This window comes from Faecalicatena orotica, from assembly GCF_905197545.1.
Taxonomy (GTDB): domain Bacteria; phylum Bacillota; class Clostridia; order Lachnospirales; family Lachnospiraceae; genus Faecalicatena_A; species Faecalicatena_A orotica.
Genome location: NZ_CAJJZH010000009.1, coordinates 184,849 through 211,493, shown reverse-complemented (window position 1 = coordinate 211,493; position 26,645 = coordinate 184,849). Strand labels below are relative to the sequence as shown.

Genomic DNA, 26,645 nt, shown 5'->3' with positions numbered 1-26,645 from the left:
TTGTTCCGACAGGGATCTTGCTTTATTTTCTATTTCTAAACTGCACCGGTGTCATGTTATACATCTTCTTAAACACTCTGTTGAAATGTTCTACATTCTGATAACCAACCGACTCTGCAATACTCTCCACTGTAGCATTGCTGCTCTTAAGCATCGCCCTTGCCTTTTTCATCCTGACTTTTTTCAAGATATCTCCAAACGTGATTCCTGACTTTTCCTTGATATACTTTGACAGGTACGGTTTGGAAAGAAAGAACTTTTCTGACAGATCATCCAACGTAACATCTTTATAATTTGCATAAATATAATTCGTAATCTCCAGCAGCCTTTCGTCTTTACATGTCTCGGAATTTTTGATCTCTTCTATCTTATTCACTGCTACAACAAGTGCTTCCACGGAGGCCTTGATGATATCGGCATCGATCCCGACTCCCCAGTATTTCTTCTTATTGCACACAACCCCCACGTATGCAACGGCCTTTGAGGAAGATCCTTTTGTCAGGGAGTGCTCTTCGTAAAATGCAAGCTCATAGCTGATATCAAAATAATGTTTGATTGCATTGCTGACTGCGTCCAGACGTCCGTTTCCGACGCCTGTGATAACTCTGTTGCTGCCCGCATGGTGAATCGTAGCTTCTGCAACAATGCCGTCTTCCTGTTTGTAATGGCACTCATCCACTGTAAAGATTGATTTCGCGTTGATATAATTATCTTCAAATATATGGTAAACCCAGTCAGGAGTCAGTTCCTTATGTGCCTTGTCAGAAACGTCTTTGACAAGATATCCGACCTCTTCTTTCATCTTCTCCGGCAGGCTGATGCCGAAGCTCTGCTTCAGTATGTAATTTACGCCGCCTTTTCCTGACTGGCTGTTGATCCTGATTACATCTGAATCGTATCTCCTCCCCACATCCTTCGGGTCGATCGGGAGATATGGAACAGTCCAGTCATCGCATTCTCTTTCCTCACGCCATGTCATTCCTTTGGCAATCGCATCCTGATGTGATCCGGAAAATGCCGTAAATACAAGTTCTCCGGCATAAGGCTGGCGGGGGGATACCTTCATCCTTGTCAGTCTCTCATATGTTTCGGAAATCTCACTCATGTTAGAGAAATCCAGTCCCGGATCCACACCCTGGGAAAACAGATTCATCGCCAGTGTGATAATATCCACGTTACCTGTCCGTTCTCCGTTTCCGAACAATGTTCCTTCAATCCTGTCTGCCCCGGCAAGGATTCCCAACTCAGCGTCACTCACTCCGGAGCCCCTGTCATTATGCGGATGCAGTGAAAGTATTACGTTCTCACGGCTGTAGAGATTTTTATCGAAGTATTCCACCTGACTTGCAAATACATGAGGCATCGCATTCTCAACTGTAGTCGGCAGATTGATAATTGCCTTATTCTTCTTCGAAGGTTTCCATACCTTCAGGACCTCATTACACACCTCCAGCGCATAATCCACTTCCGTTCCCTGAAAGCTCTCAGGACTATATTCGAACGTAAAATTTCCTTCTGTCTCTTTTGCCAGCTTTTTCAGTAATTTCGCCCCATCAACAGCAATTTTCTTGATTTCCTCTTTATTTTTCTTGAAAACCTGCTCGCGCTGGGCAACTGATGTTGAATTGTATACATGTATTACAGCATGCGGTGCTCCCTTTACTGCCTCAAAAGTTCTCTTTATAATATGTTCCCTTGCCTGCGTCAGTACCTGAATCGTTACATCATCCGGAATCATGTTCTGTTCAATCAGAGCACGCAGAAACTGATACTCCGTTTCAGAAGCAGCCGGAAACCCGACTTCAATTTCTTTGAATCCGACATCAACCAGAAGCTGGAAAAATTCAATCTTTTCATCCAGACTCATAGGTTCGATCAATGCCTGGTTCCCGTCTCTTAAGTCAACACTGCACCAAACGGGCGGTGCAGCGATATGATCTTTTTTCACCCAGTCATAACAGGGTTCGGGGGGCATAAAATACGTTCTTTGGTATTTCTCGTAATTCTTCATTATAACATCTCCTTATATTTAATCAAATTAGTTGTCTTTTTTTATCTTTACCTATACTAACATAAGAATCTGTCATTATCCAGTGGTAAAATTAATCATTTACATTGATGTATTTTAATCATCTAATCTACTCCTATAAAATACATGCTAAATATCGTTTTTAAGTACCATTCAAAAGTCTTTTCCCTGATTCCTGAGGATGTCGATATGTCATATGTCCTTAATATTTCCCCATTCAGGGAATATTTGACCTCGCCCACTTTCTGCCCTTTCGTAACCGGTGCCTCCAGACTTTCTTCCTTATCCCATGTCACTTCTGCCTGCTCATTGTCTTTCAGGAGCATTTTCCAGTCTTTGTCCTCTCCCATCACAGTCAGGCTGATTTCTGTTTCCATATCAAAGGGCTTTTCTTTATTGATCCCGTTTTTCACTTTGATACTGCCGGGATCGATATCCTGCCACAGACTGCGGTATTCGTAGTTTTCCAGGCCATAATTCATCAGAGCCTTCGCATCGGCCCATTTATAGCTTTTGTTATTCGGCCATCCACAGGCAAGCAGTGCCACTATGAACGTTCTGTCATCACGCCGGAGTGCCCCTACATAGCAATATCCCGCGTCTGCTGTAAAACCAGTTTTCCCTGAAAGCGCCCCGTCCATCATCTGCAGAAATGCATTATGATTTGTGCAGGAGTAGGAATTTTTGCCGGAGCAGTCCGTAAACTGGTAGTTTGCAGTCCTTGTAATCTCCAGAAACATATCCTTCCGGGGGGAATCCATAATGCAGTATTTCATGATTCTCCCCAGATCTTCTGCCGTTGTATGGTGGATTCCGTTATCATCCGCCGCATCCAGTCCGTTCGGGGTAATAAAATATGTATGGCTGCATCCGAGTTCTCTTGCCTTCGCATTCATCATATCGGCAAACCCTTCCACGCTTTTCCCGATATTCTCTGCAATGATAACCGCAGAATCATTATGGGATTCCAGCATCAGGGAATACAAAAGGTCCCTGAGGTAAAATGTCTGCCCGGAAGCCACCCCCAGATGGACCTTCGGCTGCGATGCAGCATGGTCACTGACGGTCATTACATCATCCATACTGCCATATTCCAGTGCCAGTATACAGGTCATAATCTTTGTGGTGCTCGCATTTGCCCGTTCTGTCTGTCCATTTTTAGAAAATAAAATACGCCCGCTGTCTGCATCCATCAAAACTGCCGACTGGGCGTATAGATTCTGCGGTTCACCTTCCTCTGCCTGAACCTCTGCAATCAGGTTCTCCCTCCCGGGGACCCCTGTTATGGCAAGGCCGAAGATTAGTAAAAACACCGCAATTCTTTTCCATATGATAAGGGGTCCTGCCGTCCCTTTTTCTTTTCTTTTTTTCTCTTTTCTCACGATAAAGCACTCCACACCATACTATATTATTAGTATTTATGTGTAACTTTACCGTATTAGAACCTCATTTTTCCCGAACAGCAGTACTTTCCGGTAAATTCACCTTATATATCCAGCTTCAGCTGTGCCTCATCTTCTGCCTCTTCTTTAAAGTGTTCCACCTGTTCCGGATTAATGACCGGAAGTTCATCCAGAGACTGTACGCTGAATCTGCGCAGGAATTCCTCCGTAGTACCAAATAAAAGCGGCCTGCCCGGTGCATCCATCCTGCCGACTTCCTCCACGAGTCCATACTCCACGAGCTTGTTAACGGCATGGTCCGATTTCACCCCACGGATCTTCTCAATCTCAAGCTTCGTAACCGGCTGCTTATAGGCAATGATAGACAGCGTTTCCAGCAGCACGTCCGTCAGGACATATTTTTTCGGCTGCTTTGCTATCCGGATCAGATATTCATACACTTCTTTTTTTGTACACATCTGAAAAGAATCCCCAAGTTCAATAATACGGATTCCTCTATTCTCCTGTTCGTATCTGTCCATCATATTATGTATAATCTTTTTCGTTGTGTCCTCATCATGTTCAATCGCTGCAGCAATCTTACCCAGCTCTACAGAATCCCCCATTGTAAAAAGGATTGCTTCGATGATACCCTGCAGTTTTTCAATTTCCATATCCTCTTCCATCCCTTTCAAATCAGCGAGTCAATCATGATATCCCCGCATGTATCCTCCTGTTCTACCCGAATGGTCCCCATCTTCATCAATTCCAGTACTGCCAGAAATGTCACTACGACATGCATCCTGCTTACCTGCTGCTCCAGAAGCTGCCGGAAGCTGAACCTCTTATGTGACTTTGCATAGTCCTCTACATAATTCAGTTTGACAGGCAGCGGAACCTCTTCTTTCTCAATCTTCCCGAACTTACTTCTTACGGGATCTATCTTATCATCCTGCCGCCTCATGACCTCTTTGAATATACGGTTCAGCCTTGTCAGGGTCAGACCGTCCAAAAGCAGGTCTATATCTACCGGTTCCACATATCCCTTCACTTCCTCCGGAATCGTCGGGCTTTTGTAGAGAACCTGGTCCGCATCGATCTGGCGGTCTTTGAGTTCATACGCCATATATTTATATAGTTTATATTGAAGAAGCTGTTCCACCAGTTCCTTACGGGGGTCTTCTTCCTCTCCCTCCTCATTCACCTCTTTGGGAAGGAGCATTTTACATTTGATATCCAGCAGCGTAGCTGCCATTACAAGGAATTCACTCATGATATTCAGGTCTTCATGCTGCATATCACGGATATAATCCATATACTGGTTCGTTATCTCGACGATCGGGATATCATAAATGTCAATCTTATTCTTATCTATCAAATGTAATAAAAGGTCCAGCGGGCCTTCGAACACTTCTAACTTTACTGGTATTCCCATTCTTTCACTCTCCGGGTATTTTTTCGCACTGTATTTTATTATACGGGAATTCCCGCGATTGTACAAGTCATACTTAGAGGGAATCCGTGTTACGGCTCCCATCCTGTCAGCGTAATGACAGGATGGGATTGAACAGTAACAGGTGGTCAGGATGGAATCAGTTCGATTACTACAACCTCGGCATAATTGCAGAACCTGAGATTGACTGTATGTGTTCCAAGCCCGCGGCTCACTGCTATGGCCTGTTCCCCTTCCACGGTCAGCTCCCCTGAGTACTTAGGGAAGAGTACAAATTGAGGCGTGATAATCCCGCCAAGGCCGGGGATACGGATGATCCCGCCATGAAGGTGGCCGGAAACCGTCAGATCTGCCCCCCAATTTTTATATGCCGGAAAAAATGCCGGATTATGTGCAAGCAGTATCTGGTATTTATCTGCTTCACTTCTTCCAATGCAGTCCTCTATATCCCTGGCTGAAACATCATGCCTCTTAAACTTCTCATATGTACTCATGGGAAGCTCAATCCCCAAAACCCTCACAGGAAGCCTGTCCATCATACACTCTGCCATCTCATTTTCCAGAAAAATAACCCCTGATTCTTTCAATTTATCCCTATATTCCCGGAAAATACTGTCTCCGTATTTCTGCGGATCCTCCTTCATGCGCTGTTCATGATTCCCGAGGCTGTAGTAAACAGGCGCTATTGACGGAAGCTGCGCCATAAACTCCATTGCTTCCTTATAATATACCTTGTCCTTACCTACAAGCATATCTCCCGGGACAAGGATCATATCAGGCTTTTCCCTGCGGACCGCATCCAGAAGTTCCTCATTTTTTGTACCATACACTTTATTATGCAGATCTGCCAGCAGGATCACCTTTTTAGCCGAATCTAATGCTCTAAATCTGGGTACGTTTAACTTGTATCTGGTCACTTTAAAGAACTTAAGTTCGCGTCTCCCTTCCGCTATCAAGATCAGGAACAGCAGGAGGCACACGGCACACAAGATCAGAAGTGTCTTTATCATGATTTCATCCTCTCAGCTTTCACTTCTTCCACTTTCTGAGATTTAACAATCTTAACCCCCGAGCTTGTCCCCAGACGGTCCGCTCCCGCCGCAGTCAGTTTCTTCGCTGTCTCCAGCGTGCGGATTCCCCCGGATGCTTTCACTCCCATGACAGGGCCTACAGTCTTTCTCATCAGGGCCACATCATGTACCGTCGCACCTCCGGTCGAAAAACCAGTTGAAGTTTTTACAAAGGCAGCCCCTGCTTCTTTCGCAATCTGGCACACTCTGATTTTCTCCTCATCTGTCAAAAGACAGGTCTCAAGAATCACCTTTACGGCCGCATTGCCTCCTGCTGCTTCCACGACAGACTCGATATCCTGTTTCACATACTCCCATTCCCTGCTCTTCACCATACCTATGTGCACTACCATATCAATTTCCTGTGCGCCGTCATTGACAGCCGTAAGTGTCTCTGCCGTTTTCCCCTCAGTAGACATGGCCCCGAGCGGGAATCCAACAACCGTGCACACTTTCACATCGCTGCCTTTTAAAAGCTGTGCACAATAATACACAAAACTGGAATTTACACATACTGAACAAAATCCATATTCTATTGCCTCCCGGCAGAGTCTTTCCACTTCTGCCTTTGAAGCATCTGGTTTTAATATTGTATGATCAATCATTTTTGAGTAATCCATGTTCTCTCTCCTCTTAGTATACTCGTATACAATTTATTGTATTCCCTGTATCACTTAACTATCCTACCATTTTTTACTATGAAATTCAATTTTTTCTTTACACCGGAATGATGGTAACAGATTTATTGTTACTATCTGCACCGTGCCGTGCCCCCGCTGCACGGCATCGGTCCGTGAAAGCCTTACGTCCGGAATCTGGACAGAACTTTTTTCAAATAGTCAGTAAATCCGGCTTTCTTTACATTCTTAGTAACAATAATATCGACCTTCCCGATTTCCTTACCATTTAATTCATAAATCAGGCTGCCTGCTTTGTCTCCCTTTTTCACAGGGGCATCCAGACTTTTTTTCATCTTTAATTTCTTTGTAATCCCGGCCAGATTGGCTCCGGTCGTATCCAGATAACTGAATGTGCTGCCATACTCACACGGCACACTTTCCTGTACACCGCCTTTTATCTCAATATCTTTCAAATTTCCGGGGTTCTCATCTTTGTATAACTGACATTTTCCAAATCCATAATTCAATAATGCGGTTGCATCCCTGAATCTGGCTTTGGAATCTTCAGCCGCCATGATAACTGCAACCAGTTCAATATCATTTTTCTTAGCCGAAGCAGATACACAGAACTTTGCAAGTCCCGTTGATCCTGTTTTCAGGCCTGTGGCATACTCGTACTGGCGCACCAGTTTATTCGTATTTGTAAGGCCGAATTCCGTTGTTCCCTTCTTTGTCGTGTGCGTGATATTCTCCATCCAGATCATACAGTAGTCGTGTATCTGGGGATATTTTGTGAGAAGCTCACGCGACATGAGAGCAATGTCTCTGGCCGTTGTCACATGCCCGTCTGTGTCAAGCCCGTTGCAGTTCACAAAGTGAGTATTCTCCATCCCAAGCCCTTTTGCACGCTCATTCATCTGTTTGACAAATTCTTCTTCACTTCCGGATATGTATTCTGCCATTGCCACACAGGCGTCGTTGGCACTTGCAACAGAAATGCATTTAAGCATTGTGTCAACGCTCTGGGTCTCCCCCGGCTCTAAGAAAACCTGGGAACCACCCATTGATGCGGCAAATTCGGAAGTGGTCACCTGATCTTCCAGTTTGATTTTTCCATCTGCTATCGCATCAAATATGAGCAGCATTGTCATGATCTTGGTTACACTTGCCGGAGGGCGTGCTGTATCTGCGTCTTTCTCATAAATGATTTCCCCGGTTGATGTTTCCATCAAAATGGCAGACGGTGCGCTGACTTCAGGTCCGGAAGCATCTGCCCCTTCTTCTGCTGTATCATCCGGATTCTCTGCATCCGTTTCATCCTGCGCAGTCTGATCCTGCTTTTGAGTATCTTCATAGACAATATACTCTTTTGCCGGCATTGCATATACATTCTGTACACACAGTAATGCACTTAAAATTAACGCCAGGACTGATTTCATGAAAAAACTCCCTCTGCTATATCGTCTATTACCAATATAGTAAAGGGAGCCGGATATTAGAACCTGTTTTACAGAATTACAAGGGCAAACCGTCCTATGGCGTCATAGATATACTCGAATTCATCCATATCTCTCACCACAATGCCTTCCAAAGGATCGTGTATTGTAACCGTCCTGTTCTCCAGATCATAGCCGGTCAGTACTGTGCAGTGTTCATTCTCATACCAGTTGTAGCAGATTCCGTCCTGCTCGAACCCATCTTCATACAGCCATATATCATATGACATATACATTGTGCACCAGACAGCAGCGGGTATACCGTTTGCCAAATAATAATACAATTCCCCCAGACTCTTACCCGAAATATTTTCTGCATGAAGTTCAGAGTCATTTTCTTCTAGGAATCTCTCTGCTGTTCTGGCCAGAGATGGTGGAAAGCACCCCGCGCCCTCGTAAGAATAGGGGTTTCCCACATATCCATCTGCGAAATCCCCGGTTTCACTGTAAATGAGATATTCGTCTGCAATATCCGTCTTCCCCAGCTCAAACCCCTCATACATAAGGAGCATGGTCAGAGCGACGGACTCGCAGCCTGTCGGAAGCTCCGGTTCCTGATATACAATCGGCACCTCCAGCTGCCATGAATCCGGAAGCTCACCCGTTTCGATGATCATCATGGATTCATCCAAATTCCGTTCAAGGGGGGGCTCCGGCACATCTATGTCTTCCTTTACAGGCAGTGACTCTCTTATGTCCTGGTATACTTCCATGCTTTTTTCATCACTCAGAATGAACCCCGAACTCCAGAAAATCATGGAAATGGTAAGCAACACCGCTAAAAAGAAGCTTATCACTCTTTTATATAATGTCATCTTTCGTGAGTCATCTCTTTTCTATGACGGCCGTTCCAAAGCAGTTATACCCTGACTGCACATTTTATCATGCCGTCCTCTTTATTTTCAAATATCTGGTAGGCTTCCATGATATGGTCCAGCGACGTCCGGTGCGTAATCATACATTCCGTATCAAGTTTGCCGTTTTCAATCAGCCGCAGAATCTCCTCACAATTAGAAGCATCTACACCTCCGGTCTTGAATGTAAGGTTCTTCCCGTACATCGACGGAAGAGGCAGAACCTGATCTTCTTCATACATCGCAACAACACCGACTACTGCATTTGGCCTTGCAATCCTCCAGGCCGTCTCAAAACTTTCCTTACTTCCGGCAACCTCCAGCACAGAATCTGCACCGCGCCCCTCCGTCATATCCCGAACCACTTTTTCCACATCATCCCTCAGGGGATTCAGAACAACATCAGCAATCCTGTTCTTTCGGAGAAGTTCCAGCCTGGAGTCATCAATATCAATTCCTATGATTCGGGAAGGATTATACAGGCCGACACATTTCATGACAGCAATCCCGGCCGGACCTGCACCAATGACGGCAACCGTATCTGAAAGCCTGATATCCGCCATCTTAGCCGCCCAATATCCGGTAGACAGCAGATCGCCTGTAAACAACGCCGCCTCGTCACTCACGGAATCCGGTATTTTTGTCAGGCAGTTATCAGCAAAAGGAATCCTGACATATTCGGCCTGTCCGCCGTCAATCCTGCACCCCAGCGCCCAGCCCCCGTATTTGTCAGTACAGTTATTGACATATCCTCTTTTACAGAAATAGCATTTGCCGCAAAAAGTCTCAACGTTTACAGCCACCCTGTCAGCCGGGCGGATTTTTTTGACATCATGTCCGACCCGTACAACCTCACCTACAAACTCATGCCCCAGAATGATATTTTTCCTTGCACGGGGCACGGCACCATGCTTAATATGTATATCGCTGGAACAAATCGTCGTCAGGGTGACTTTGACAAGTGCATCTGTATCTTTCTGGATATCCGGGATCGGACGGTCTTCAAGACGGATGATGCCATCGCCTTTATAAACAACCGCCTTCATATTCTTCATACACTTCTCCTCCTATCTTTAAAACATCTGCAAAAACGATTCTATTCCAAAATTGGATTCATTTTTCAGCCGTTCTTCCACCATGTTTTTATTGGAATCAGAATGTTCAATTTCCCTTGCATAACGTCTGGCGGCCTCCATGAGATCGCACATTGCTGCATCCCGGTCGGCCTTGCTTCTTTTGTTTTGAATCCATACGGCCCTGCTGATTTCCCTGATTAAAAGTGTCCCCATCAATGCAAATTTCATCTTGCTGTATGCCTGCCGGTCATAGACTGCACCGCAGAAATATGTATACACAAAGTACACCATCAGCTGCTCCCACTGTACATCAAATCCATCCGGTATTTCCGGCTGAACAGCAGGACCTGCCGTAAAAATTGTATCCTTGGCATTCTCAAGATATGAAGTCCAGTCACCCTTCAATACTTCCAGTCCGTCTAAAACAGAGAATGCCGCCTTAAACGATTTCATCCGCTTCTCTTCTCTTTTCCCGTCACGCTCGTATAAGGTCACCCTGTCCTCAAACCACCGTACAGCATTTTCGTTCTGGTATCTTTCGATTAGACTGTCGGCCTCATATAACGCATTTTTATCGATTCTCTGCTGCAGGTCATGGGCTAACGCAAGTACAAATGCAAACCGTACATTAATTCTGATATTCCGGTCCTGAAGGATCCTAAGGATCAGATCCCTTGCGTCCTCAAGCTTTGTGAAAAGGAGATAATCGAATTCTTCATATTCCTCATCCGCCATTTTCTCCACATCTTTTGTAATAAAACGTACCGGTTCATCACTTCCCAGAATCAGTTCAGCCGCTGCCGGACAGGACAGCGACAGAGAGACTTCCTTCAGCCCTTCAAACTCTTCGATATGCCGGGGATACATTCTGCATGTCCGGCAGAACATCTTGCTGCCGCCCTCCAGATACAGGTCGCACAGGTTATCCCCGTTTAAAAACGCACAACGTCCCTCATACTGCCGGAATGTTCCTTCTTTCCAGTCAATCTCGTTGTGCAGCCTGTTTCTTAAGATACCTTTCTGCCTCTTATATTTTTTCAGTGACCGGTCATCAATCACAATCTGCCATCCCGCACAGCAGGTGTCCGGACATTCTCCCGCAATGCATTTAAATCTGCTGTAATAATGCGGTGCTGTATACTGCATACTTCCATTCCCTTCTATAATAAATTCAAAAAATATATAGTGACATTATATCATTTTATCTTCCGGAAAAACAGTATGATGTTAAAAATCCAACACATACTAATATAAAAATGAAAGGAGATTTCAAAATGATAAATAACGAAGAACTTCCGATTGGTTTCACGATGGCCCTTGCACAACATTCAGATGCACTGAATCATTTTTCCCATCTTTCCAAATCAGAACAGGAAAAAGTCATTGACGGCGCAAAAGAAAAACACAGCAGGGAAGCAATGCGTGACTACGTGGAAAACATGTTCCAGGGATAGGAACAAAGGACTTCCGCCTGTGCAGGCAGTGCGGGAGTTTTTTTCTTGATTTTTCCTGATTCATATCGTAATATAATACGTGGGAAGTATAAATAATGGAAATTTATAAGGAGGACGCTATGGGAACCCGTACATATTATGACATTCTCGGTGTATCCAGAGAAGCAACTCTTGACGAGATTACGAGCGCTAAGAATGCTCTGGCTAAGGTATATCATCCGGATGCTAATATACATTCTAATATAGATACCACTGCTTATATGCAGGAAATTCTTGAGGCTTACCGGATTCTTTCAAACCCGGACAAGCGTAAAAAGTATAATCTAAAGCTTTCAGGCGGCAGAGAACGTGTTTTTAGGACTTATACAGTGGGGCCCGAGCCCGGGGAGGAGAAATCCACTTCATTTGTCACCTATTGGAATGCAGCCTGTAGACTGAATGAGATCGTATCAAAAAGCAGCAGTCTGATGGAACAGAATTCTAAACGGGAAGGACTTCCCCTTAAGATCTTTAAGAGGCTGGGGAGGCCGGACAAGATGGATGAAGATGTAACCGGGCAGTTGAACGCCCTCTCGCTTAAAGCGATCCAGTACATAACAACACTAAAAATGGCTGATATCCCTATGGCATACTGGCATCCGGATGCGATGAACTGGATTCTGGTACGCTGGGGGCAGAAACAGAATATGGACTACCGAACACTTTTTGCAAAGTATGACGCGCACATCGAGCATACGATGAGCAGTGCGGAAAAGATGAAGCTCCGCTCCCAGAGCAGGCAGTTTCACAACAGCTTAAAAAAACTGCTGAATTATGCCATTCAGTAGATAAATCTGATGAAAAAAGGATGAAATCTTGTATGAAAAGATTTCATCCTTTTTTGACCTGTTATTCTTCCACCTCGTGGTTTCTCAGACGGATATAATATATCCTGAGTTTTCCGACCAGCGCCGTCAGATAACGAAGCACAGGTTCAGTCGCGATTGAGAATACGACAAACAGCATAATACATTTCGTTGACATTCCTGTAATGGCAAAGAGCTGGTGCAGGAAGATACTGCAGAAAAGAAGCCCTATGATACTTCCGCCAACCACTGCTGTGCGGAGCACATTCATCGGGGCGCTGATCTTATACAGGATCATAAATCCTACAATCGCCAGCAGCATGGTTGCAGCCGTTGATATATCTGCCGCCTGAACGCCAAATGTCTGACCAAATACAACCAGTGCGCCTACCGCCAGAACATCTGTCAGTGCCGCAGGGAGTGCCTTAAGGAATACATTCGTCAGGAAGTGCCCCTTGATGATATTCTTGTTCGGCTCCAGTGCCAGGAAGAACGCCGGAATACCGATAGTAAACATACTAATCAGTGAAACCTGTGACGGCTCCAGAGGATAGGTTGTCACAAAGAAGACTGAGAACAGTGAAAGCAGGAAGGAAAAAATATTCTTCACGAGGAACAGGCTTGCAGAACGCTGGATATTATTAACAACTCTCCTGCCTTCGAGCACAACCTGAGGCATGCATGAAAAATCTGATTCAAGCAGTACAAGCTGCGATGCCTGTGCAGCCGCCTCACTTCCTGATGCCATTGCAATACTGCAGTCCGCGTCTTTCAGTGCCAGTACATCATTGACACCATCCCCTGTCATGGCAACCGTTCTGCCTTCCTCCTTCAGAACCTGGACAAACTGACGCTTCTGGTTCGGGGTCACCCGGCCAAATACAGTATGTTCAAGTACCGCACTGCGCAGTTCCTCTTCGGATTTAAGTGTGGATGCATCTATATAATTCTCTGCATTCGCTATCCCGGCCTTTTTCGCAACTTCTGAAACTGTAACAGGGTTATCTCCTGATATGACTTTCACTTCCACGCCCTGTTCTTTGAAATAAGTAAAGGTTTCCTTCGCTTCCTTTCTGACCGGATTCGCAAGAAGAATATATCCGAGCGGTGTCACGGCATTTTCCAGCGCTTTACCATCGATCTCGCCATCATATGTTCCGAATACAAGTACACGGGCACCTTTCGAAGCATATTCCGTAATTTCTTCCTCATATTCTTCATACTGGTCACGGAGTACAAACTCCGGTGCCCCCATCACGTAGACTACATCCTCAAAGGTAACGCTGCTGTATTTTGACGCAGATGAGAAGCCGGTCTTACTCACGTACTTCTTCCCCGTCGTGGTCTGGAAGTATTCCTTCACCGCCGCCATTGTAATGTTATCCTGGTCCATTGCCGCGGCGAAATCACCGATCAGCATGCTCAGAGGTTCCATCTTCTCACTGTCATAGCCGTCTGCCCTGACCACTTCCTGCACCTTCATCGTATTTTCCGTGATCGTCCCCGTCTTATCTACACAGAGCACATCCACACGGGCCAGTGTCTCAATACACTTCATATCATGCAGCAGTACCTTCTTCTGGGCAAGACGCACGGAACTCACCGCAAGCGCCACACTCGCCAGCAGATACAGGCCTTCCGGGATCATGCCGATTACCGCTGCGACCATAGAAGTAATGCTGGACTGAAAACCTTCCTGCTGGAAGAAAAATGCCTGAACAAAAAGCACGATCCCGATCGGGATAATCGCGATACCCACACATTTGACAAGCTTGTCCAGAGAACGGATCATCTCTGACTGTTCTCCCTCCTGCATCTCCTTCGCTTCTATGGTAAGCTTGGAAATATAAGAATCCATCCCTACTTTTTCCAGCCTTGCATGGCATTTTCCGGAAACAATAAAGCTGCCGGACATCAGTGAATCGCCTTTACGTTTGGTAATCTCATCGGCCTCTCCTGTCAGGAGTGACTCATTTACCTGCACTTCCCCTGCGCATACTTCTGCATCGGCACAGACCTGATTACCGGCCTTAAAGATAACGATATCATCCAAAACCAGTTCTTCCGCATCAATTACTGATTTTTTCCCGTCTCTGATAACCGCCGCATGCGGGGCATTCAGCATCGTCAGATTATCCAGAACCTTCTTGGCACGTACCTCCTGTATGATACCAATCAATGTATTCAGAATAATAACAGGCAAAAATGTCAGGTTCCTAAAAGACCCCGCAATGCATAAAAGCAGCGCCAGAATCGAAAATATTAAGTTAAAGTATGTGAATACATTATCGTGAATGATCTCCTTCGTGGACTTAGCCGGCGGATCCACCGCCTTATTAGTCCACCCGTGCAGCCTGTGTTCCTGCACCTGCTGGCTCGTAAGCCCTGCCTTATAATCCGGCTGGTACCTTGTGGTCGGAAGCCTCTTATCTTTCTTCTCCTCGACCACCTGTTGTCTTCTTTTTCTCTGCATATAATTTCATCCACCTCATTTTCAGCTGCTTGTCTTATGCAGTTGTTATATCTTACCAGAATCTTCTTCCGGTTTCTTTATTTTAACACACTGCTGTTTAATTTCCAGAGGCTTCATCAAATCTTTATAAATTCTTTTATAATTCGATATTTTTATGCCCGGTATCCTTGTTTTCTTACGCTTTTTCCATTATAATGATACGAGTATTTTAGAAAAGGATAAGTGTAGAATTAAAATTATGAGATTAAGAACTGTACTTGCAATTAAATGTGCCAAATGCACAAGCTATCTGATTAAAAAACTGAATAGGGGAAGCGGTGTGACTCTGCCGGGATATGTTGCCCGCATCATCGACCCGAAGATCCTCTCTGCCATGTCGGAGATGGTCCGGGAAAAGACAATTGTTACAATGGGGACAAACGGCAAGACTACGACTAATGCAATCCTGTACCACGCACTGAAGGCAGAAGGCAAAAAGGTTATCATTAACCGGACCGGCGCCAACATGCTCAACGGCATCATTTCTGCATTTGTTCTGTCGACAGACAAACACTGCCATCTGGATGCAGATTATGCGTGTATTGAGGTGGACGAGATCGCGTCCGTAGGCGTACTGCCCCAGTTGAAGCCGGACTGCGCCCTGCTCACCAACATTTCCAGAGACCAGCTTGACCGTTTCGGGGAAGTCGACATCACATTCAATAAATTAAAGACAGCGGTCACAAGTGTCCCTGAGACTACCCTTGTCATCAATTGTGATGACGTCCTTTCCTATACGCTGGCGGCTGAAAGCAAGAATCGTTTTGTGACTTACGGTATCAGCGAGGAAATTTTTGACGATATTTCCCGTTCCGAGATCCGGGAAAGCATCTTTTGCCGGTCATGTGGCCAAAAACTGGAATATGAGTTTTTCCACTACGGGCAGCTCGGGATTTACCACTGTCCGAACTGCGGACTGAAGCGCCCTGAGCCGGATTTTACAGCCACCGGGATTGAGCTTCACGACGAATTGTATACCTTTATGATGGATGGGATGCTGATCCATTCAACGGCCCGCACGCCATATAATATTTACAATACATTATCCGCTTACGCAGCCCTGAACGCCCTGCAGGCTCAGCGGACTCATTTTCAGGAAATGATCGAGTCCTTCGATTATGGCAATAACAGGGAAAGCATTTTCACAATCAACGGAGCCCGGGTACAGCTCCACCTCGCCAAGAACCCGATCGGGTTCCAGCAGAAGATTTCGCTGGTGCTAAAGGATAAAAAGCCGAAGGATATCATCATCCAGATCAATGACACCTACCAGGACGGCGAGGACATTTCCTGGCTCTGGGATGTGGACTTCCAGTATCTTGCAGATGCCCAGGCTGAATCAATTACAACCAATGGCACACGCCGGCACGACATGGGGCTGCGTCTGAAATACGAAGATATCCCCTGTGAGTCCACGACAGATATGCGTTCCACAATCATCGGACTTACCAAAAATGGCACAAAAAACCTGTACGTGATCGTAAATTATTCCGGTCTGTACAGAACCAACCACCTTTTGGCGGGTCTGGAAAAAGAAACACAAGGAGGGACACAGGCATGAAATTAACAATTGGACATTTATATCCCGACCTTCTCAACTTATATGGTGACCGTGGGAATATCCAGTGTTTCCGCAAGCGTCTCAAGTGGCGCGGCATGGAAGCGGAAGTCATTCCGTTTCTTTCCGGGGATTCCATTGACTTTTCAAAGCTGGATATCGTTCTGCTTGGAGGTGGTTCTGACCGTGAGCAGGAACTTGTCTGTGGACATTTAAAGAACATACAGCAGGATTTCAAGGAATATGTAGAAAATGACGGTGTTGTACTTGCCGTCTGCGGAGGTTACCAGCTTCTCGGAAAGTATTATAAAACCGACAAAAAGCTGATCGAAGGGCTTTCCATCCTGAATATCACTACGGAATGGGAACCGGAACGGCTGATTCGTAACATCGTATTGAACAGCCCGCTTTTTGATACACCGGTCGTTGGATTTGAGAATCACGGCGGACGTACCATGATTGGGGACCACACGCCATTTGGAAAGGTATTTTATGGTCTGGGCAATACCGGAAAGTCCGGTTACGAAGGAGTTGTATATAAGAATGTGATCGGCACATACCTGCACGGCCCACTCCTCCCAAAGAACCCACACGTATGTGATTACCTGCTTGAGCGGGCACTGAAAAAGAAATACGGGGATGATATAGCACTTGCCCCCCTGCCTGATGAACTGGAACATCAGGCAAACAGCTACATCGTGGACAGATACAGTGATAAAAAATACATCCTCAAAGAAACAATCAAGAGACACACCTAAAGAGGGCACACAGGAGCATAGGAAGAATATGTTTCTGTGTGTCCTTGTCTGTCTTCCGCCTAATTTTATCCATTTTAGCCTGATTCTGGCTGCACAATTGAGCGATTTTAACATTTGGACTGAAATTAATACTAGAGTCTAAGAGTGATTTTGTGTATAATAGAACAATATTGTTGTATAAGTTGGATTTATACCCCGATCAGTCCCACTTATACAGCAATATATCTGGGGGATAAAAAATATTGATTGGAGTGATTAAATGAGTAGTCCCAAAACTCAAAAGAGTAAGTTTGACCGGGTCCTTGGCAAAAAAGATGTATTTTCCATAGCTTTCGGCGCAATGATTGGCTGGAGCTGGGTGGTCATGGCAGGACAGTGGATCATGAAAGCCGGTACGGCAGGCGCCATGCTCGCTTTCGTAATGGGTGGTATTATGATCATGTTCGTAGGCCTGACCTACGCGGAGCTGACTTCAGCAATGCCCCAGTGCGGCGGTGAACAGATCTTCAGTCTCCGCGCACTTGGCCCCAACTGGTCCTTTCTCTGTACCTGGGCAATTATCCTTGGTTATGTAGGCGTCGTTGCATTTGAAGCGTGTGCACTTCCTACCGTGCTGGAATATATAGCCCCGGGAATCATGAAAGGCTACATGTATTCAGTCGAAGGTTTCGAGATCTATGGCACCTGGGTAGCCATAGGTGTCGTAAGTTCCATCATCATTACGATTGTGAACTATATCGGGGTAAAACCGGCGGCTTTCATGCAGGGTGTATTTACATTTGTTATCGTAGGAATCGGTATTGTCCTGATGTTCGGCTCTGCCCTTAAAGGAGACATCACACACACGAAGCCTTTGTTTGACAACGGATTTGGCGGCCTCCTCTCCGTAGCAGTCATGACGCCGTTCATGTTTGTGGGTTTTGATGTAATCCCGCAGGCAGCGGAAGAAATCGCCATCCCGTTCAGGCAGATCGGCAAGGTAATCCTGATTTCCATCGCTTCTGCAGTCGCATGGTATGCATTAATCATCCTTGCAGTATCTTTGATGATGACAAAAGGTGAAATGCAGAACAGCGTACTTGTAACTGCAGATGCCATGAAAAAAGCCTACGGCGGTTACAATATCATGGCAAATATTCTGATTATCGGGGGAATGGCCGGAATCCTTTCCAGCTGGAATTCATTCTTTATGGGTGGCAGCCGCGCCATATATGCCCTGGCCGAAGCAAAATGCCTGCCGGACTTTCTGACTAAGATCCATCCAAAATACAAAACGCCTTCCAATGCAGTCCTTCTAATCGGAACAATCTCCTGTATCGCCCCATTCTTTGGACGTGCCATGATGGAATGGCTGACCAACGCCGGAGGGGTAGGTGCCGTAACCGCTTATCTGATGGTATCTGTTTCTTTCCTTGTACTCAGGAGAAAGGAACCCCGCCTGAGCCGTCCTTATAAGGTCAGGACACCCCGTTTTGTAGGATTCATGGCAATTGCATTAAGCGGACTGATGCTGGTCCTCTATATGCCGGGAATGCCGTCAGGACTCAACGTCCCTGAATGGATTATCATCGGGATATGGGCCCTGCTTGGTATTGTATTCTATGCTTACGCCAAACGTAAATTCCCGGAATTCGGCCGTGTACTGAACATAGATCTGAAAGAAGTACAAACCGGCGATGATTAAGCACACGGCGTCTGAGGGCATATATTCATTTATCAGCTATCATACAGCCGCATAAAATAAGACGTATGGATTCCTGCCCGGCAGGCAGTCCATACGTCTTTTTTATTTCGATGTAGGTTCTGATCTTATTTTCTTTTTCTATATGCCTGTTTTACAGCCTTTATGAGCTGTATAACCGGCAGGTTTACTGCTGCCAGACCATACACAGTAAATAACTGTCCGATCGAAAGGGACTGTACTTTAAAGATACTGTGAAGCCCCGGAACCATCATCACACCGGTAATAAGCACCAGCCCGAGGACAAATGCCCCGATGAGGTAAATATTGTTGAAAAACCTCTTCTGGAACAGGACCGGATGATCCGATTTACAGTTAAACCCATGCACAAGCCTTGCCGTACACAGCGTTCCGAAAGCCATCGTGCTGGCCAGCAGGGCGTTCTGCCGGTATCCGATCATAAAAGCAATCATTGTTGTAATACCGATCGAAAGCCCCTCTGTACCGATCTTCAACAGAAAATCTTTCGTCAGGATGGATTCATTCATCGGACGCGGCTTCTCTTCCATCACATCCTCCGAATGAGGTTCCAGTCCCAGTGCAATCGCTGGCAGGCTGTCAGTCAAAAGATTGATAAACAGCAGGTGTACTGGTGCAAACGGAACCGGGAGTCCTGCGATTGATGCATACAGTACTGCCAGAATCGCACCAAAGTTACCAGATAGAAGAAACTGAATCGAATTTTTAATATTACGGTATACATTCCTTCCGTTTTCAACAGCCTTTACAATCGTTGCAAAATTATCGTCTGTCAGAACCATAGATGCGGCATCCTTTGACACTTCGCTTCCGGTAATTCCCATAGCAACACCGATATCGGCCTGCTTCAGGGCCGGAGCATCATTTACGCCGTCACCGGTCATGGATACGATATTCCCTTTTTCCTGCCATGCACGTACAATTCTGATCTTATGTTCCGGCGATACACGGGCATAGACTGAGATTCCTTCCACGAAATCTTTCAGTTCTTCATCTGACATATGGTCAATCTCGGCACCTTCACATGCCTCGGAGTCCTGTTCCAGTATGCCAATTCTCTTCGCTATTGCCGCAGCAGTGACCTTGTGGTCGCCGGTAATCATAATCGGCCGGATTCCTGCCTTCTTACATTCGGCAACTGCTGCTTTTGACTCCTCACGCGGCGGGTCCATCATGGAAATTAATCCTACGAATACCAAATCTGTTTCATCCTCAAGAGTCAGGTCACACCTGTCACCCGTCTCCTTATATGCAAATCCAAGCACGCGCAGGCCGCCCTTCGAAAACTCCTGATTCTGTGCTTCTATAATCCGGCGGTCTTCCTCTGTAAAGTCACGCACCTGATCGTGAATCTGAATAGACTTCATTCTGTTGAGAAGTACATCTACCGCCCCTTTTACGATCATAACATGGTTTCCGTCGATCGTGTGCAGGGTGGACATTAATTTCCTGTCACTGTCGAAGGGATTCTCGCTCTCCCTCGGGTATTTTTCTCTGGCATCCTGTGCAAATACGCCAAGTCTGCTTCCCAGATTAATCAATGCAGTTTCTGTAGGGTCACCAATTTCAACCCCATCCACATTTGTAGAATCATTACACAGCACACTGCATAAAAGCAGCATACTCTGTGCCGGACGCTTGATGTCGATCTGATCAACCGGTACTCTTGTCTCATTCACATAGTAATCTTCTACGGTCATCTTGTTCTGTGTCAGAGTCCCTGTCTTATCTGAACAGATAATGGACACACTTCCTAAACCTTCCACTGCCTGAAGCTTCCTGATAATTGCATGTTCCTTCGCCATCTTCTGTGTACCAAATGATAAGACGATCGTCACGATGGAGCTCAGTGCCTCCGGTATCGCCGCTACAGCCAGTGCAACTGCAAAAAGGAAGGCATCGCCGATATTACCGCCGCGCAGTACATTGACGCCAAACAAAATAGCACAGAACACAAGGATAATAATAGATAATTTCTGTCCAAACTGGTCAAGGTTAATCTGGAGCGGTGTACGCTTTTCCGAGGTACTCTTCAGAAGGCTTGCAATCTTTCCTACCTCTGTCTCCATCCCAATCCCTGTTACAAGGAAAGAGCCTCTGCCGTAGGTAACAAAGCTGCCTGAATACACCATGTTAATCCGGTCCCCAAGTGGTACCTCGCCACAGATCGTCTCTGTATTTTTTTCAACACCCAGGCTCTCTCCGGTCAGTGCACTCTCATCTACCTTCAGGCTCGCGCTCTCCAGCAGGCGTCCGTCGGCAGGGATATAGTCTCCGGCATCGAGCATGACGATGTCCCCCACTGTCACTTCCGCCGATGGAATCGGTATAATATTTCCGCCACGCAGTACTTTTGCCTCCGGGCCGGACAGTTTTTTCAGGCTGGAAAGAGACTGCTCAGCCTTTACTGTCTGTACAGTTCCCAGAATCGCATTGATAGTGATCACAATCAGAATAACCGCTGCACTCTCTGCATCACCAAGGAAACCTGAAACGACAGCGGCCACAATCAGGATAATCACGAGAAAATCCTTGAACTGCTCAAGGAAAATCTGTATGGTCGTCTTCTTTTTACCTTCGACCAGTTCATTCGGTCCGTACTTTTCCTGATGTTCTTTCACTTCCTCCATTGTCAGCGGCTCGAGAGTCCCATTCACCCTCTGCTTGCTCTCTTCACCGGAAATCTGATAAAATTCCTTCATGTATAATCCTCCATTTCTTTTGCGCAATCCTGATTCTCCCGGCAGAAACATTATCTGCATAAAAAAAGAGACTCTTATTGCACTTTATGTAATGCAATAAAAGTCTCACCAATTTAATCACGATACGGATGGACAACCATCGTACTGACGACATCGCGAACGCTGTATAAAAGCGCTAGTTACTCCCTTTTATTAAACTTAACTATAATACACGGGGAAAATTATGTCAAGGGAAAATCCTTTATTTACCAAGGCGTTCCGAGATTTCTTTTGCTTTTGGCGTATTTGCAACACCGCCCTCACCTGTCTCGCGCAGAGAAACATGCATGGATTCACCGACTTCTCTCATGGCGTCAATCACCTGGTCCGGCGGGATCCTGCTTGTAATTCCGGCCAGCGCCATATCCGCAGAAGACAACGCATTCACGGCCCCGATCACGTTTCTCTTCACGCAGGGAACCTCAACCAGTCCGGCCACTGGATCACATACAAGGCCGAGCAGGTTCTTCAGTGCCATCGCTGCTGCATGTACAATCGCCTCATTGTCCCCGCCCTTTAAATATACGAGCGCACCGGCAGCCATTGAAGACGCCGTACCGATCTCTGCCTGACAGCCTCCTGCCGCCCCTGCAATAAACGCACGAGAAGCAATCACCTGTCCAATACCGGCTGTCACATAAAGTGCTTCGATAATCTTATCTGCATTTATGTGTCCCTCCCTGTATAACGGCACCAGCACTGCCGGAATCACACCGCATGCCCCGGCCGTCGGTGCCGCAACAATACGTTTCATGCATGCATTAGACTCACCCATCTGGAGTGCCTGTACAATTACCCTTGAGACAAAATCCCCGCAGAGGGTGTCCCCCTTCTTCCTGTAATCTTCCATTTTCCCGCCCATGCCGCCTACCAGGCCACTGCCGGAAGACAATTTTTCATCATAGCTGTCACTGGCCCGCAGCATGGCGTCCCACATACCACGCATAGCCGAAAGAGATTCTTCCTCAGTAACCGTCCTTTCATTCATATCATCCAACAGCACGGCGCGCCAGAACGGAAGCTTCTGTTCCCTGCAAAACTCATTGATTTCCTCCAAAGACTGATAAGCCATCTTAAGCGCCCTCCCCATCTATATACGTTACCCTCTGAATGCCTTCCTGCGTCTCCAGCCATCTGACTGCATCCTCTGGCACCCTCTGGTCTATCTCGATTACCATAACGGCATGTCCGCCCTTCTTCCCCCTGTACAGCTGGAGCGTTGCAATATTGATTGACGCCTCCGCCAGCATAGACGTCACGGCAGCCACATACCCGGGCTGGTCCTGATTATAAATAATTAAAGTCGGACTCTCTCCTGTACAGTTTACCATGATTCCGTCCAGTTTATTCACCATAATTCGTCCGCCGCCCAGAGATGACGCCTGTACTTCCAAAGTCTTCCCATCTTCTCCTGTCACATTTAGAAGCGCCGTATTCGGATGGGCCCCGACAATCTGTGTATTCTGAATGGTAAATTCCAGTCCTTCCTCCCGGGCCGCCGAAAAACTGTCTGGTATCCGCATATCATCCGGCTTCATCCCCAGAAGCCCGGCGACAATCGCCCTGTCCGTCCCGTGTCCTTTTCCCGTGGCCGCAAAAGACCCGTGCAGTCCGATAGAAGCCTTTACAGGCCTGCTCCCCAGCAGAGTCCTGGTAATATACCCGATCCGCACAGCTCCGGCGGTATGCGAACTCGACGGCCCAACCATGACCGGCCCTAAAATATCAAAAATATTCATACAAAAAACCTCCAAAATGTACCTGTTTTCTCTCTCACGATTCAGTATACCAGACTTCCCGGAAATTAACCACTGTGAAATTCCATCCAGACTTAAAACGAAACTTAAAGCTGAATTTGAAAGTCTTTGAAGGACAGTACATTATTCATTTTTACTATTGAATGAAATATCAATAATCCCATCCTTTGTAATAATGTCTATGCTTTTATTGCTGCCAGTTTCTATGTTTGTACGATTGTTTATATTCTTAGATTTCATTTTAACGGTATATTCTGATTCTGTTCCACATAATGTTCCTTTCACTTCTCCATCCTTTGTCTTACACGATAAACATTGTGTGACAGCCGTATCGTAAAAAAACACGTCCCCATCATTTGTATTTATAATCAGGTTTTTTAAAGTTATATCTTCAATTACTATATTTCCATCCATTGTCTGAATGGACAAATTACCATTATAATCATTAGGTAGAAACAATGTCAGCTTTACCTTCTTATACGAATCAGAAGAATATTGGTCACCAAAAATAAAAATTCCCTGATTCCTTTTTGACTCTTTTTCGACTGCCAGTACTCCTTTGCTTTCTTTAATCTTATATTTCTCACTCCCATCATCTGCGGAATAATAAGAAAGATATAACTGCCCATTGTCAGAATCACAGATTTCAACGGGAACATCCTCATCCTGTAAAACAATATCCTTAACTTTTGAAGAGGTAATATATGTTTCTTCTTTATAATCCGGAATTGTACCTCTTAAATGAAAACCTCCGCAGCCGCTCAACAGAACAGCGAGACCCGACCCCAATAGTAAAATCCTTTTTCTTTTCACTCTTATGCCTCCGTTTATTATCAATCCACTCCTTTTGACTGCTTACATTATACAGAATCAACCAGTTAAGAACTTCCTCTTTGTAGTAATCAATACGATTTTTGAAGTGTTTAAATTGGATTTCATAATTTTTATGATGTATAATAGAAAACGGAAGAGGTGACAGCATGGTCAAAATTGCAATATGTGATGATGAAATAAAAATAGCACATGAAATAGAATCTGCCATTCGACAGATGCCATTCAATAATATTGAAACAGAAGTCTTTTTGTCCGGCAGTGAATTAATTGAACATTACACATCAGCTGACAGATTCCATATTGTCCTGTTAGATATTGAAATGCCCTCTGCCAATGGAATTGAAACAGCTATGAGAATAAGAAAACTAGATTCCAATTTTATTTTAGTTTTTGTTACCGCGTACAGGGAATACGTATATCAGGTCTTTGAGTCTCTTCCTTTTCGATTCTTAGAGAAGCCATTATCTTATGTAAAATTATTTGCTGTAATCAAAGATGCCCTTTATTATATAGAGGACACGAAAAGCTATTTCTTTTTCAAAAAAGGTGCCACTGTTCATCAATTATATACAAAAGAGATTTTATATTTTGAAGCCGCAAACAGAAAAGTTAAAATATATACAGCAAACAGCGAAGAAGTCTATTATGGCAGGTTCAAAAATGTAATAGGGCAGTTAAACCCAAATTATTTTTTGCAAATCCATACTTCTTATATAGTTAATATGGAGTATATATCATCTTTTAGTGACAAAGCTGTAATTTTAAGAAATCATATTTTGCTTCCTGTCAGCCTGAAGTATAAAGAAAATGCTCATTTAGGGCATCTTAAGTTCATAGAAAGGAGATGCGGGGAATGGTAGTATTTTTGCTGTTTTGTTATGACCTCTTATTATACTGCATCGATTTTCTTATCCTGACAAAATTTATGGATGCTCAGTACGGAGAGCCACGATGTACACATACACAGAGAAATATCTTGCTGATCTTAATTGCCGGGGTATCTGCTGCATTATTATGGAACAGCCCGTTTGGCGGAACTTATCCATTTTTCAGTGTTATTTTTAGTTTTGCGTTTTTAATTTTTTACGAAGGAAACCAACAAAAGAAACTATTATTTTCAGCAATCCAACTTGTAATATCCGGTTATTTGGTTATGCTTACCATTGCCTTATTGAGAAGTTTTGATGTAAATCTCAAATATATAAATATTAATTATTATATTTCTCTGGGCAGTATGCATCTTATTTTCTGGCTGCTCATTTTGCTGCTATGGAAATTAAGCCCCCGAAATCCCACCATACTGCCAAACAGATTTTTAAGTGTCGTATTAGCAATACCTGTTTCCAGTCTGCTTGTACTTTTCTTTTTCTTAATTCGGATAAACAATAATGCTGATATATTGTTTTCCCTTGAAGTTCCGCTTCTTTGTGTTTTTATTTTTATAAACATTACGACTGCATTTATTTACTCTAAATTTTGTAATTTATTAAGCCAAAATAATGAAATCCTTTTATTGAAACAGCAATTAAATCTATCTGCACAGCATTTTCAGAATTTAACCGATTCTCAAGAAAAGCTGAAAGGGGTCCGGCATGATATGAAGAACCACCTACAGGCATTATTACTGATGTCAAAACAAACCCCTTTGCAGACAAGCGACATGCAGGTGTATATTAAAAAGCTCCTGTCAAATGTTAATGATACCTCACAAATCATTTCAACCGGAAATCTTGGAGTAGATTCAATTCTATCATTAAAAATTACACAAATAAAGGAAAAGCAAATCCCAATAAGCAGCAAAATCATACTGCCTAAAGGGATTCATATGTCTTTTGATGAAAGCATTATAGTGTTAGGTAATATTTTAGATAATGCATTAGAAGCCTGTGAAAAACTACCACCCGAAAACAGATGGATTCGTCTAGAAATTAATTATGTACAACAGGCTCTTTTCATTCGTATATCTAACCCACTTCCAACATGGAATCAAAAGATTCCCGTGGATGAATCCGAACATGGTTTTGGACTAAAAAATGTTCATACTGTTGTTCGAAACCATAATGGCACTATGAATATCAAACGTGATAATGAAGTATTTTCCATAAAAATTGTAATGTACAATATATGAATGAAAAGGCAATTCCACTCAATACTTAGGAATTGCCTTTTTATGTTCTGCCATCCGTTGCGTCAGTATCCCTCACTGGTAGAGAACTTCCAGATAACGAATTTATTCTATTGACCGGATGAACCAGCTAAAGTCAATGTGAGTCCGGGAGCCCGTGGGACATGGCCTGTTGGTGAAAAGTCCGTTAAGCAAGCAGTAGAAGGTGTTAAAGAAAACGGAAGGAAAAAGGAGGGCAGAATTTACTTTCAAAGTAAATTCTGTTGCCGCCTGAGGCACAAAAACATCAGTTTTTGAGCTGAATGCGGCATATACCTCCATTTTCCTTCCGTTTTCTTATACAGCTTCTATGCGAAGCGTT

General features: G+C 44.8%; 22 protein-coding genes. 7 read left to right on the top strand and 15 right to left on the bottom strand.

Features of this window, described 5'->3' with window-relative positions:
• Positions 1–22: 22 nt before the first annotated feature.
• The 10 genes from ABIN22_RS18605 to fliB form a co-directional block, all read right to left on the bottom strand.
• Positions 23–2,011 (bottom strand): 2-isopropylmalate synthase, encoded by a 1,989-nt coding sequence (locus ABIN22_RS18605; RefSeq protein WP_118618664.1) that lies wholly within the window; start codon positions 2,009–2,011, stop codon positions 23–25.
• A gap of 122 nt (positions 2,012–2,133) precedes the next feature.
• Positions 2,134–3,411: a serine hydrolase gene (locus ABIN22_RS18600; protein ID WP_430517205.1), complete on the bottom strand. Its 1,278-nt coding sequence runs from the start codon at positions 3,409–3,411 to the stop codon at positions 2,134–2,136.
• Between the two features lie 104 nt (positions 3,412–3,515).
• Positions 3,516–4,085, bottom strand: coding sequence for an SMC-Scp complex subunit ScpB (gene scpB / locus ABIN22_RS18595; RefSeq protein WP_109730561.1), 570 nt, complete (start codon positions 4,083–4,085; stop codon positions 3,516–3,518).
• Positions 4,086–4,102: 17 nt separating this feature from the next.
• Positions 4,103–4,846, bottom strand: a complete 744-nt coding sequence (locus ABIN22_RS18590; RefSeq protein WP_346910425.1) for a segregation and condensation protein A — start codon at positions 4,844–4,846, stop codon at positions 4,103–4,105.
• 146 nt (positions 4,847–4,992) lie between these two features.
• On the bottom strand, positions 4,993–5,874 hold the full coding sequence (locus ABIN22_RS18585) for a metallophosphoesterase (RefSeq protein WP_118618660.1): 882 nt from the start codon (positions 5,872–5,874) through the stop codon (positions 4,993–4,995).
• Positions 5,871–6,554: a deoxyribose-phosphate aldolase gene (deoC, locus tag ABIN22_RS18580; RefSeq protein WP_346910423.1), complete on the bottom strand. Its 684-nt coding sequence runs from the start codon at positions 6,552–6,554 to the stop codon at positions 5,871–5,873. Before deoC ends, ABIN22_RS18585 begins: the two co-directional genes overlap by 4 nt.
• Before the next feature lie 182 nt (positions 6,555–6,736).
• Positions 6,737–7,993: a D-alanyl-D-alanine carboxypeptidase family protein gene (locus tag ABIN22_RS18575; RefSeq protein WP_118618658.1), complete on the bottom strand. Its 1,257-nt coding sequence runs from the start codon at positions 7,991–7,993 to the stop codon at positions 6,737–6,739.
• A gap of 68 nt (positions 7,994–8,061) precedes the next feature.
• Positions 8,062–8,865, bottom strand: a complete 804-nt coding sequence (locus tag ABIN22_RS18570; RefSeq protein WP_346910421.1) for a C39 family peptidase — start codon at positions 8,863–8,865, stop codon at positions 8,062–8,064.
• A 44-nt stretch (positions 8,866–8,909) separates the two neighbouring features.
• Positions 8,910–9,950: an alcohol dehydrogenase gene (locus tag ABIN22_RS18565; RefSeq protein WP_346910441.1), complete on the bottom strand. Its 1,041-nt coding sequence runs from the start codon at positions 9,948–9,950 to the stop codon at positions 8,910–8,912.
• A gap of 27 nt (positions 9,951–9,977) precedes the next feature.
• Positions 9,978–11,126 carry a flagellin lysine-N-methylase gene (gene fliB / locus ABIN22_RS18560; protein WP_346910419.1) on the bottom strand — a complete coding sequence of 383 codons (1,149 nt, stop codon included), beginning with the start codon at positions 11,124–11,126 and terminating at the stop codon, positions 9,978–9,980.
• A gap of 128 nt (positions 11,127–11,254) precedes the next feature.
• On the opposite strand from fliB, the gene ABIN22_RS18555 reads away from it, so the two are divergent.
• Both ABIN22_RS18555 and ABIN22_RS18550 read left to right on the top strand, forming a co-directional pair.
• Positions 11,255–11,434, top strand: coding sequence for a hypothetical protein (locus ABIN22_RS18555; protein WP_109729289.1), 180 nt, complete (start codon positions 11,255–11,257; stop codon positions 11,432–11,434).
• Positions 11,435–11,529: 95 nt separating this feature from the next.
• Entirely contained in the window at positions 11,530–12,261 is a 732-nt protein-coding gene (locus tag ABIN22_RS18550; RefSeq protein ID WP_330405212.1) for a J domain-containing protein, read from the top strand.
• 61 nt (positions 12,262–12,322) lie between these two features.
• On the opposite strand, the gene ABIN22_RS18545 is transcribed toward ABIN22_RS18550, so the two are convergent.
• Positions 12,323–14,752: a cation-translocating P-type ATPase gene (locus tag ABIN22_RS18545; protein ID WP_346910416.1), complete on the bottom strand. Its 2,430-nt coding sequence runs from the start codon at positions 14,750–14,752 to the stop codon at positions 12,323–12,325.
• Positions 14,753–14,990: 238 nt separating this feature from the next.
• On the opposite strand from ABIN22_RS18545, the gene ABIN22_RS18540 reads away from it, so the two are divergent.
• The 3 genes from ABIN22_RS18540 to ABIN22_RS18530 all read left to right on the top strand — a co-directional run bounded on the left by ABIN22_RS18540 (position 14,991) and on the right by ABIN22_RS18530 (position 18,791).
• Positions 14,991–16,352 carry a Mur ligase family protein gene (locus tag ABIN22_RS18540; protein ID WP_346910414.1) on the top strand — a complete coding sequence of 454 codons (1,362 nt, stop codon included), beginning with the start codon at positions 14,991–14,993 and terminating at the stop codon, positions 16,350–16,352.
• Positions 16,349–17,107 carry a type 1 glutamine amidotransferase gene (locus ABIN22_RS18535; RefSeq protein WP_346910412.1) on the top strand — a complete coding sequence of 253 codons (759 nt, stop codon included), beginning with the start codon at positions 16,349–16,351 and terminating at the stop codon, positions 17,105–17,107. Before ABIN22_RS18540 ends, ABIN22_RS18535 begins: the two co-directional genes overlap by 4 nt.
• Before the next feature lie 259 nt (positions 17,108–17,366).
• Positions 17,367–18,791, top strand: coding sequence for an APC family permease (locus tag ABIN22_RS18530; RefSeq protein ID WP_346910410.1), 1,425 nt, complete (start codon positions 17,367–17,369; stop codon positions 18,789–18,791).
• A gap of 125 nt (positions 18,792–18,916) precedes the next feature.
• Here ABIN22_RS18530 and ABIN22_RS18525 read toward each other — a convergent pair whose 3' ends face one another.
• From ABIN22_RS18525 to ABIN22_RS18510, 4 genes are all read right to left on the bottom strand, one after another.
• Positions 18,917–21,529, bottom strand: a complete 2,613-nt coding sequence (locus ABIN22_RS18525; RefSeq protein WP_118618912.1) for a cation-translocating P-type ATPase — start codon at positions 21,527–21,529, stop codon at positions 18,917–18,919.
• 241 nt (positions 21,530–21,770) lie between these two features.
• On the bottom strand, positions 21,771–22,640 hold the full coding sequence (gene sdaAA / locus ABIN22_RS18520; RefSeq protein ID WP_346910408.1) for an L-serine ammonia-lyase, iron-sulfur-dependent, subunit alpha: 870 nt from the start codon (positions 22,638–22,640) through the stop codon (positions 21,771–21,773).
• Between the two features lies 1 nt (position 22,641).
• Positions 22,642–23,307 (bottom strand): L-serine ammonia-lyase, iron-sulfur-dependent subunit beta, encoded by a 666-nt coding sequence (gene sdaAB, locus ABIN22_RS18515; protein ID WP_109729282.1) that lies wholly within the window; start codon positions 23,305–23,307, stop codon positions 22,642–22,644.
• 141 nt (positions 23,308–23,448) lie between these two features.
• Positions 23,449–24,138: a DUF4097 family beta strand repeat-containing protein gene (locus tag ABIN22_RS18510; RefSeq protein WP_346910406.1), complete on the bottom strand. Its 690-nt coding sequence runs from the start codon at positions 24,136–24,138 to the stop codon at positions 23,449–23,451.
• A gap of 167 nt (positions 24,139–24,305) precedes the next feature.
• On the opposite strand from ABIN22_RS18510, the gene ABIN22_RS18505 reads away from it, so the two are divergent.
• Positions 24,306–25,019, top strand: a complete 714-nt coding sequence (locus ABIN22_RS18505) for a LytR/AlgR family response regulator transcription factor (RefSeq protein ID WP_346910404.1) — start codon at positions 24,306–24,308, stop codon at positions 25,017–25,019.
• Complete coding sequence (locus ABIN22_RS18500; RefSeq protein ID WP_346910402.1) at positions 25,013–26,287, top strand: sensor histidine kinase; 1,275 nt, start codon at positions 25,013–25,015, stop codon at positions 26,285–26,287. The genes ABIN22_RS18505 and ABIN22_RS18500 overlap by 7 nt, the downstream gene beginning before the upstream one ends.
• Positions 26,288–26,645 lie beyond the last annotated feature (358 nt).

What these genes read in the sequence shown, in the direction of transcription:
- deoC (WP_346910423.1), bottom strand. Translation starts at nt 6,554, where the DNA reads ATGGATTACTCAAAAATGATTGATCATACAATATTAAAACCAGATGCT.
- ABIN22_RS18535 (WP_346910412.1), top strand. Translation starts at nt 16,349, where the DNA reads ATGAAATTAACAATTGGACATTTATATCCCGACCTTCTCAACTTATAT.
- sdaAA (WP_346910408.1), bottom strand. Translation starts at nt 22,640, where the DNA reads ATGGCTTATCAGTCTTTGGAGGAAATCAATGAGTTTTGCAGGGAACAG.
- ABIN22_RS18500 (WP_346910402.1), top strand. Translation starts at nt 25,013, where the DNA reads ATGGTAGTATTTTTGCTGTTTTGTTATGACCTCTTATTATACTGCATC.
- scpB (WP_109730561.1), bottom strand. Translation starts at nt 4,085, where the DNA reads ATGGAAATTGAAAAACTGCAGGGTATCATCGAAGCAATCCTTTTTACA.
- fliB (WP_346910419.1), bottom strand. Translation starts at nt 11,126, where the DNA reads ATGCAGTATACAGCACCGCATTATTACAGCAGATTTAAATGCATTGCG.
- ABIN22_RS18585 (WP_118618660.1), bottom strand. Translation starts at nt 5,874, where the DNA reads ATGATAAAGACACTTCTGATCTTGTGTGCCGTGTGCCTCCTGCTGTTC.
- ABIN22_RS18525 (WP_118618912.1), bottom strand. Translation starts at nt 21,529, where the DNA reads ATGAAGGAATTTTATCAGATTTCCGGTGAAGAGAGCAAGCAGAGGGTG.
- ABIN22_RS18505 (WP_346910404.1), top strand. Translation starts at nt 24,306, where the DNA reads ATGGTCAAAATTGCAATATGTGATGATGAAATAAAAATAGCACATGAA.
- ABIN22_RS18570 (WP_346910421.1), bottom strand. Translation starts at nt 8,865, where the DNA reads ATGACATTATATAAAAGAGTGATAAGCTTCTTTTTAGCGGTGTTGCTT.
- ABIN22_RS18545 (WP_346910416.1), bottom strand. Translation starts at nt 14,752, where the DNA reads ATGCAGAGAAAAAGAAGACAACAGGTGGTCGAGGAGAAGAAAGATAAG.
- ABIN22_RS18555 (WP_109729289.1), top strand. Translation starts at nt 11,255, where the DNA reads ATGATAAATAACGAAGAACTTCCGATTGGTTTCACGATGGCCCTTGCA.
- ABIN22_RS18540 (WP_346910414.1), top strand. Translation starts at nt 14,991, where the DNA reads ATGAGATTAAGAACTGTACTTGCAATTAAATGTGCCAAATGCACAAGC.
- ABIN22_RS18550 (WP_330405212.1), top strand. Translation starts at nt 11,530, where the DNA reads ATGGAAATTTATAAGGAGGACGCTATGGGAACCCGTACATATTATGAC.
- sdaAB (WP_109729282.1), bottom strand. Translation starts at nt 23,307, where the DNA reads ATGAATATTTTTGATATTTTAGGGCCGGTCATGGTTGGGCCGTCGAGT.
- ABIN22_RS18575 (WP_118618658.1), bottom strand. Translation starts at nt 7,993, where the DNA reads ATGAAATCAGTCCTGGCGTTAATTTTAAGTGCATTACTGTGTGTACAG.
- ABIN22_RS18605 (WP_118618664.1), bottom strand. Translation starts at nt 2,011, where the DNA reads ATGAAGAATTACGAGAAATACCAAAGAACGTATTTTATGCCCCCCGAA.
- ABIN22_RS18565 (WP_346910441.1), bottom strand. Translation starts at nt 9,950, where the DNA reads ATGAAGGCGGTTGTTTATAAAGGCGATGGCATCATCCGTCTTGAAGAC.
- ABIN22_RS18530 (WP_346910410.1), top strand. Translation starts at nt 17,367, where the DNA reads ATGAGTAGTCCCAAAACTCAAAAGAGTAAGTTTGACCGGGTCCTTGGC.
- ABIN22_RS18590 (WP_346910425.1), bottom strand. Translation starts at nt 4,846, where the DNA reads ATGGGAATACCAGTAAAGTTAGAAGTGTTCGAAGGCCCGCTGGACCTT.